The organism is Candidatus Rokuibacteriota bacterium (assembly GCA_016209385.1).
Taxonomy (GTDB): domain Bacteria; phylum Methylomirabilota; class Methylomirabilia; order Rokubacteriales; family CSP1-6; genus JACQWB01.
Genome location: JACQWB010000153.1, coordinates 1 through 8,378, shown reverse-complemented (window position 1 = coordinate 8,378; position 8,378 = coordinate 1). Strand labels below are relative to the sequence as shown.

Sequence of the window (8,378 nt, the reverse complement as noted above, 5' to 3'; positions counted from 1 at the left end):
GAGGTAGGCCATGGAGTTCCTGTTCATCTATCCGCCGAATGCCCGCCAGACCCATATCCTGCCGATGGGGTTGGCCTACATCGGGGCGATTCTCATGAAGGCCGGGCACAAGGTGAAGGCCCTGGACATCGACGCCTACCGGTTCTCCCGCCAGGAGGTCGTCGACTACCTGCGGCGGGCTAGCTTCGATGCGGTCTGCATCAGTGGACTGATCTCGGTCTTCAAGGCCGCCCGCTGGGTTGCCCGGGAGGTGAGGCAGATCCGCCCAGAGGTCCCCATCCTCGCCGGGGGCCCGCTGATCTCGTCCCATCCGAAGTTCTTTCTCGAGCACAGCGACGCGGACATCGCCGTGGATGGCGAGGGGGAGGACGCGATCCTGGAGATCGTGGACGCCCTCGAGGGGCATCGGCCCCTGGAGAACATCCCCGGGATCGTGTACAAGAAGGACGGTCAGGTCCTGGCGACGGCGCCCAGGGGCCGTCGGGTGGACCTGGACAGCATCCCCTTCCCGGCGAACGATCTTTTCCCGGTTGAGCTCTACCTGCGGCGCTCCTCTTTCGTGAACCCTCAGCGGCAGCGCCATATGGCGGTCCTCGGCACGAGGGGGTGCCCCTATCCGTGCACGTACTGTGACCGGGCGTTCGGGAAGAAGGCGGTATACCGCTCCCCGGAGAGCATCGTGGCGGAGATGCAGTGGCTGAAGGAGAAGTACCGGATCAACGTGCTGACCTTCGTGGACGACTTCTTCTTCTCCACCAAGAAGCGGGTGATGGAGCTCTGCGAGCTGATGATCAAGGCGAACCTCAACATCCGGTGGAACGTCAGCGGCCGGGTCGACCAGCTGGACCGAGAGATCATCCGGGCCATCAAGGCGGCCGGCTGCGAGAAGCTCGGGATGGGGATCGAGTCCGGGAGCGAGAAGATCCTCAAGATCATCAAGAAGCATATCTCCCTGGATGATGCCATCGAGAAGTTTAAGATGATGCGGGAAGAGGGAATCTCTCCGAGCGCGTCCTTCATCTACGGGCTTCCCGGGGAGGATGAACAGACGACCAGGGAGCACATCGAGTTCCGGAAGAAGCTCAACCGGATGACCGGGAGCCAGGCGCCGGCCGGGACCTTCTGGATCACCCCGCTGCCGGGGACCGAGCTCTACAAGTGGGCCATGGATAACGGCCGGATCGCCGATGAGCTGGCCTACATCGAAAAGCTCTCTGACACCAACACCATCAGCAAGTTCCTGATCAACCTGACCGACATGCCGACCGAGAGGCTGTGGGCGATGAAGGCGCAGCTGCTGAAGGAGATCGAGATGGATTACTACCGGGACCATCGCTGGAAGATGGTCCGCAACTACCTGGCGCCCCGGTTCTTCCGGTATAGCGGCATCGAGTTGTGGGTGCGCGCCTGCCGAAAGGCCCTGAAGATCTACCGGCGCAAGCGATTCCTGGCGTCTGCGAACTAGGCAGGACGGTGGGCCGAGGTCTTCAGCATCTCTTCGCGGGTCTGACGGGCGGACCTGCCACGAGCTTTGGGGTCGTGGTCCCGAGGGAGCGCGTCCTTGGAGCCCGCGCGAGCCCTGGCCACTCCGACAGCGGAGCACGGCTCGGTCCTGACGCCGGTCTGGCCCCGGCGCTGGACAAGGGGCGGCTCCTGCGCGAGGGGATGTTCCTGTCGGGCAGCCGCCTCGTCTGGGCCGGGTTCGGGCTGCTGCGGGGGGGCGTCGTGGCGGCGCTCCTGGGGCCCGCGTTCTACGGCGTGGTCAACCTAGTGAACCTGGTGGTGAACTACGCGAGCTTCTCCCACTTCGGGATCAAGACGGCGGCCCGGCGGGAGATCCTCTATTTCCAGGGGAAGGGCCTCCACGGCCGGGCGGCGGGCATCGCCCACGTGGCGTACCGGGCCCACCTCGTGATCTCCGTGCTGGTGGCCGTCGGCCTGATGGTATCCGTCCTGAGCGCCTCCGGGGAGGCCCTGATCCGCCTGGCGTTCCTGGTGGCTGCGTGCCTCATCGTCCTGCTGGCGGCCCGCACGTTTCTGGAGGAGCTCACCTACGTCCAGAAGGCCTTCGCGCTGGCCAGGAGGTTCCTGCTCCTCGACGCCTGGTTGCGGACCGGGCTCATAGTGGGCTCGGTGCTGGTGGCTGGCCTGCACGGGGTGCTCGCGGCCATGGTGGTCTCGGAGATCCTCCTGTTCTTCTACCTCCTCAGGCGGGTCGGGCTGCCGGAGCGCGGGGACGGGGGGCGGGGAGAGCTGCGCCGTCTGCTCGGGGTCGGGATCGCCCTGTTCCTGGGCGACCTCTCGCTGTTCGGGCTCAGGACCGCCGACAACCTCATGGTGGTGACGTTCCTCACCCACGCGGACTGGGGGTACTACGGCCTCGTGATCCTGGTGGTCACCATCCTGACGAACTTTCTGGGCGATTTCATCCGGGTGCTCTACCCCTACTACCAGGAGCAGTACGGCCGGCAAGAGGCGATAGAGTCCATGGCGGGCTACGTAGTGACGCCCACGCGGATCATGAGCGTGGTCTCCGCCCTGATCGTGGGGATCGGCTTCCTGACGGTTCATATCCCCGTGCAGGTGCTGCTGCCGGCCTACCTGCCGGCAGTGCCGGCCCTCAGAGTGCTGCTCGTGTCGGTCTTCTTCGTGTCGGTGACCTGGATGCACGAGAACATCCTGGTCAGCCAGGACCGGCGCGCCGCGCTGATCCTCACGCGGATGGCCCTGCTGGCCGCCAAGGTGGCCGGAGCGTATCTCCTGCTCAAGGCCGGGTACCGGCTGGAGGGCGTAGCCCTCGCCTCGGTCTGCTGCTGGGCCCTGTACGCGGTCCTGGTCTTCGCGCAGACCACCCGCTCCGTCCTGGCCGGCGGGCGGACCGCGATGAGGTACTGTCTTGGCCTCCTCTACCCGTTCCTGGGCATGATCCTCGGGGTGGTGGCCGGGATCGGGCTCTATGGGGTGGGGGCGCAGAGCCCGGGGCACGTGGCGGTGCAGCTCGGGGTCCTGGGAGGGGTGTTCCTCCCCACGGTCGTGGTGCTGGAGCGGCAGACGGGAGTGTTCAGGGTGCTGCGTCGGGTGGTCGCTACTGACAGGTGACCAAAGGGTTGCAGATCGGGCGGGAAGGGAGGGATGCGGTGAGGGGTCAGAGCAGCGGCATGGGGGACAGGAGGGCTGTGGCCGGGCGCCGGGTGTTCTCGCCGTACAAGACGACGCATTACAGCGAGCTCCAGTGGGTCAAAGACGGGGGCCTGATCGGGGCCATCCTGGAGATGTGCGGCGAAGGGGAGCGGGCGCTGGAGGTGGGCTGTGGGACCGGCGCGATGCTCCGGGGGCTGAGCCAGCGATACCGGGAGTGCGCGGGAGTCGAGCCGTCCTCCCAGCTCTTGGCGGAGGCTCTTGCCATGCCCGGTGTGAGCTACATCAACAAACCCTTCGAGGAGCTGGGCTGGCAGGAAGAGTTCGACTGCGTGCTCATGCGGAATGTCCTCCATCACCTGGACACCCCCGCGGATGCCCTTGCCAGGGTGAAGGGGGCCCTGAGGGTCGGGGGGCGGCTGGTCCTCTGCGAGGGTGTGCCGCCGTGCTCCGCGGCGGTCGAGCGCTATACCGCTGTGTTCCGCTGCATTGACGACCGGCACATCTTCACCGAGAGCGACTTGGTCAGTCTGCTGCACCTGGCCGGGCTGGGAGACCTGGTGCTCAGGCCGTATTTCATGGAGGGCGTGGACCTCCTCTCGTGGCTGCGGGGAGTGGCGCCGGACCAGGAGACCTACGAAAAGATGCTCGCCCTGCATCGGCAGGGCGATGAGGCCTGGCGTAGGGCTTATCAGGTGTCCGAAGGGCCGACGTGGTATCGCATGACCTGGCGGTGGGCCATCATCGTGGCGGTGAAGTAGGGGACGCAACGGGGTTGGGCATGGCACGACCGCGCAGTGCTTGCGGCGCCTCCGGGATCGGCCAGGTACCGGCCGTCAGGGTCGGCGCATGGGCCGCGAGATGGCCCCGCTGGGCCCGGGTCGCCCTGGTGGGAGGGCTCTGCCTGGGGGCCCTGGGCATGCCCGCGTCGGCGCCTTTCGCCCGATTCGCGGTGTACTGGGTGCTCCTTCTGGTGATGCCAGGACTTGTGCTCCTGGACCTGACGTTCGGACGGAGGAGCTTCGGGCTCCTCGAGAAGGTCCCACTGGCCTTCTGCCTCAGCCTCCTGACCCTTGCGGTCCCAGGGATCCTCGCCTACGGTCTCAGGCTGCAGCTGGAGACCGCCCTCCTGCTCTTCTTCGGGTTGAGCGGCCTCGCCCTAGTCCTCTTCATGATTCAGCCGAGCCCGGAGGGGGACAGGCCTGCGGGCGGCGAGGGGGATGCCCGGTTCGAGGGGATGGTGGCGGTGGCTCTCGCCGTCTTGTTGGGTCTCACTGCTGTCCTGGCGTACCGGTATGCGGGCTACGCCTTCACCGATCGCCTGGCCGACATCTGGTATCACATGTCGTTTGTCAGGAAGCTCTTCGAGAACGGCGTTGTCGACCCGGCCAACCCCTTCCTCAAGGGGGAGGGGGTGGAGTTCATCTATGGGTACAACCTGTGGCACCTGGTCCTGGCCGTCCTGGCCAGGGCGAACGCGGTGGACCCGGTGGAGGCTTCGGCGTATGCGGCCCCGTTCGTAGGCGTCACCTATCTGCTCGCCATCTACCCCCTCGGGCGTGTGCTGTTTGGTCCTCGGGTGGGCCTGTCCGCGACGTTCGCATATGTGCTGATCCACGTCGTGGTGATGGCAATGGATTCCATGCTCAATATGGTCAAGCCCTCCACCATTGCCATCTGGATCCTTTCACCCGTGACGCTCGCCTTCCTCGTCCTGTATCTCAAGGAGGGGACCGGCCGTGCGCTCTGGTGCGCCGCGCTGATCAATGCGGTTCCCGCGGTGCTCCATGTCACCGAGTCACTGGGCATTCTCTGGGCGCTGGGGCTGCTGATGGGTGGGGCCCTCCTGTGTTCGGAGAAGCGGCGGGACAAGACGCGCCTGATCAGGGCCTTCGGCCTGGTCGGGGTGGTCGTGCTGGTCGTGCTGGCCTTCAAAGCCCCTCTTATCTCCGGGCAGTCGGAGTCGCTGTCCGAGTACGCGCCCCAACGCCCCCTGCACCTGGGGCTGGGGCTCATGATGACGAACCCCTATTACTCCGACCTTCGGGATCCGGTCCAGATCGCCGCCTTGTTGCTCGCGCCGCTGCTGTTCATCTGGCTGAGGAGCCGGATCGAGGTTCAGCTGCTGGTCTTGGTTCCGCTTCTTCACTTCATGGTGGAGTTCAACCCGCTGCTGGCGACCGGAGTCGCGAGCCTGGCCGGGGAGGTGTTCCTCCGGAAGGTGGTCAGCTGGCTCCGGATCCTGAACGTGATCAGCCTGAGTGCCATACTCTACCTTTACCTCCCCTCTCTGGGCGCGTGGTTGCGCCGGGCCCGGGGTGTGCAGTGGGGGCGGATCGGCGTGGCCAGGGCGGGGCTGGCCCTGGCGGTGGGCCTGGCGATCCTGACGGGAGCCATCGGATTTTTTGCCCATCAGCTGCAGAGCCTGACGGGGTTCGCTCATGCGAAGCTCGCCATTGCCGACCGCCATCTCCTGAAGGAGTTGTTGGTGGCACCGATCGGAATGCTCGCCCTGCTGGCGCTCGGCCTCATGGCCACGATGGAGTTCCTGACGGGAGGCATCGGGGCAACGCTCAGGAGGGTGGTGACCGGGGAGCGGGCGTGGGGTCCCCGCTGGCCGCTCGTCGTGATGGGCGCCACAACGATCGTCCTGGTCCTGGGCGCCATCCCTCTGCTCGAGGCCCGGTACACCCTTCCTTCGGGAGGTCCGTATCCCCGGGATCTGTCCGCGATTATCCCGGAGGAGCTGGCGTTCCTGCGGGACAGGGTCGTGGATCCGGCTGTGGTGCTCGTCAAGCCACGGGAGCATGCCTTCGACGTGACGACGCCGGCCTTCTTCCTGCAGGCCTTCACGCGCCACTACGGGGTCTCGTTGCCAGACCCGGATTACAAGAAGACGAGGAGCTCGATCGACTACCAGGGGCGGTTCCGCGATGCCAAGCGCATATACAGCGGTGAGGCTAGCGTGGAGGAGGTTGTGCTGATCTCGCGGAGGTACGCCGTCGACTACATCGTGACCTCACGGGATGGCGACCGACTGTACCAGATGCTGTCGTCGGCCCCGGCGAGTTTCAGCAAGGTATATGAGAGGGACAATGGGACAGTCTTCAAGGTGAGGCTGGAGCGGGGCTGATCCGGACCGGGGCTGGGGCTCGACAGGACGGTGGCGAGGTGGGGCCAAGGGCGCCGCGAATGAGGGGGACGACGTGAGCACCAGAGAGGACGGTGATCTCTATACCGGCCTCGCGCTCGCGCAGGTCCCGCGGATCCTCGGCCTGGCCGACCGACGGGAGGGGGCGCGGACATACGGGTGCTTTGACCGGTACTACTGGCAGTACCGGCTGATGGATTTCCCCAACGCGCGGTTCCAGGAGGGGGTCCATCTGCTGGCGTTGCTCTATCACCACAGCCTGGACGGGAACCCATTCGCGGGCCAGCGCATGATCGCCGGGCTGGCCAGGGGGGCCGTGGACTTCTGGGCCGGGATCCGGAACCGTGATGGCAGCGTGAGCGAGGTCTACCCGAACGAGCGGTCCCTGTGCGCTACGGCCTTCAGCTTTGCCGCCGTGACAGAGGCCCTCCTGCGGTGGGGGTGGCCCCTCCCGCGAAACTGGGAGCGGACAGCGCGGTGGCTGGCCCGGGCCCCGGACAGCCCGGCCTCAAACCAGAACGCGGCGGCAGCCGTCGCCCTGTACAACTGCTACCTGCTGACCGGGGACACGGGCCTCGAGGCCGAAGCGGTGGCGGAGGTCGGCCGGCTCGTGCGCGCCCAACACCCGCAGGGGTACTATCCCGAGTACGGGGGGGCGGACGTCGGCTATCACAGCCTGACGCTGAGCTGGCTTGTGCGATACCAGCAGAAAGCCAAGGACCATGCCCTACTGGAATCCCTCCGCAAGGCTGTGGCCTTCGTCGAGGAGCGCGTCGGGCCGGATGGGCGCCACGATAGCTCCGCCAACTCTCGACGCACCCAGTTCCTGTATCCCTACGGGCTGGTCGCCCATGGCAGCGGGGTGGTAGCCCGTCACCTAGTGGGTCTCCGCCAGGGCCAGGTCCTTCAGCCCGGATGGCTGGATGACCGGTATGTCATTCCGCTTTCAGTGGACTTCCTCGAGGCCGGTCTGGAGATGCAGCGACATGGGTGATCCTTGCTGCCACGGACCCGAGGGGACCGCCCGATGGCGTTAGGTCGGTTCAGAGGGAGGAGGCGGGGCTGGCCGGAGGGTTGCCCATGCTGATGACGACCTGGAGACTGATCTGGCTTCGCCTCTACGCCATCACACTGGGGCGGCTGGCGGGGTTCGATCGGCTCCTCCGAAGAGGGCTCGTCTGGTGGTTGATCACGCGGCGGCCGCCGGAAGAGCGATACGTGGCCGCATCCAACTACTTTGACCCGAAGGAGCTCGAACGATGAAGATCCTGGTGCTCAACCCTTCAAGCCGGTTCACGAAGAACGTCGTGAGGGACGTCCTCTACGGCTGCTGGTGCAAGGGGAAGCGTATCGGAGGCGGGACCGTTCCGCCTTTCTTCCTGCTCTCCGTGGCCACCGTGCTCCGACAGGATGGGCACGAGGTGGACTTCCTGGACGCGATGGCGGAGCAGCGGACGCTGGATGAGGTCAAGGGGCTCGCCCCTGCCTACGAGCTTGTCATCGCCAATACCTCGACCATGACGATCAACGAGGATGCGTGCTTCCTCGCCGGCCTGAAAGAGGCCAGGGGCGACCTGACGACGATCCTGTTCGGCTCCCACACGACCTTCATGCCGGAGAACGCGCTGGGGAAGCCAGGGATCGACATCATCGTCCGGCGGGAGCCGGAGTTCGTCGTCCGGGACCTCGTGCGGGCCCTGGCCGCGGGAGATCCTGACTGGAGGAAGATCCGAGGGATCGGCTATCTCGATGACGGCCATCCGGTCGTCAACGACCACTACCCGTTCATCGACAAGCTGGACGTGCTCCCGTTCCTGGATGCAAGCCTGCTGCCCAGGCACGTGGACTACTTCAACCCCATCGTGAAGCGGATGCCCTACATCACGACCATCACGTCCCGGGGGTGTCCCTCGAAGTGCACGTTCTGCACAGCCCCGTTCCTGTATGGTCCCCGGTTCCGGGTGCGGTCTGCCGCGAGCGCGGTAGAGGAGGTGAAGTACTACCGCAGCCACGGGTTCAGGGAGGTCTATTTCCGGGACGAGATCTTCACGGTCAACCGGAAGCGTACGCAGGAGATCTGCCGGAGGCT

At 66.0% G+C, this 8,378-nt stretch carries 7 protein-coding genes; all 7 read left to right on the top strand.

Annotation, left to right across the window (positions count from 1 at the left end; translation table 11 throughout):
- Positions 1-10: 10 nt before the first annotated feature.
- Positions 11-1,465: a radical SAM protein gene (locus HY726_10725; GenBank protein ID MBI4609474.1), complete on the top strand. Its 1,455-nt coding sequence runs from the start codon at positions 11-13 to the stop codon at positions 1,463-1,465.
- A gap of 8 nt (positions 1,466-1,473) precedes the next feature.
- Positions 1,474-3,099 (top strand): hypothetical protein, encoded by a 1,626-nt coding sequence (locus HY726_10720; protein MBI4609473.1) that lies wholly within the window; start codon positions 1,474-1,476, stop codon positions 3,097-3,099.
- Between the two features lie 38 nt (positions 3,100-3,137).
- A complete protein-coding gene (locus tag HY726_10715) occupies positions 3,138-3,899 on the top strand; it encodes a class I SAM-dependent methyltransferase (protein ID MBI4609472.1) in 762 nt (253 codons plus the stop codon).
- Between the two features lie 20 nt (positions 3,900-3,919).
- Positions 3,920-6,271, top strand: a complete 2,352-nt coding sequence (locus HY726_10710) for a hypothetical protein (GenBank protein MBI4609471.1) — start codon at positions 3,920-3,922, stop codon at positions 6,269-6,271.
- 73 nt (positions 6,272-6,344) lie between these two features.
- Complete coding sequence (locus HY726_10705) at positions 6,345-7,283, top strand: hypothetical protein (GenBank protein ID MBI4609470.1); 939 nt, start codon at positions 6,345-6,347, stop codon at positions 7,281-7,283.
- A gap of 92 nt (positions 7,284-7,375) precedes the next feature.
- Positions 7,376-7,552, top strand: coding sequence for a hypothetical protein (locus tag HY726_10700; GenBank protein MBI4609469.1), 177 nt, complete (start codon positions 7,376-7,378; stop codon positions 7,550-7,552).
- Positions 7,549-8,378, top strand: an 830-nt coding sequence (locus tag HY726_10695; protein ID MBI4609468.1) for a cobalamin B12-binding domain-containing protein, incomplete at its 3' end; no start/stop codon positions are given. The genes HY726_10700 and HY726_10695, both read left to right, overlap by 4 nt.

Coding starts and splice junctions, on each gene's coding strand:
- HY726_10725 (MBI4609474.1), top strand. CDS start 11: ATGGAGTTCCTGTTCATCTATCCGCCGAATGCCCGCCAGACCCATATC.
- HY726_10710 (MBI4609471.1), top strand. CDS start 3,920: ATGGCACGACCGCGCAGTGCTTGCGGCGCCTCCGGGATCGGCCAGGTA.
- HY726_10700 (MBI4609469.1), top strand. CDS start 7,376: ATGACGACCTGGAGACTGATCTGGCTTCGCCTCTACGCCATCACACTG.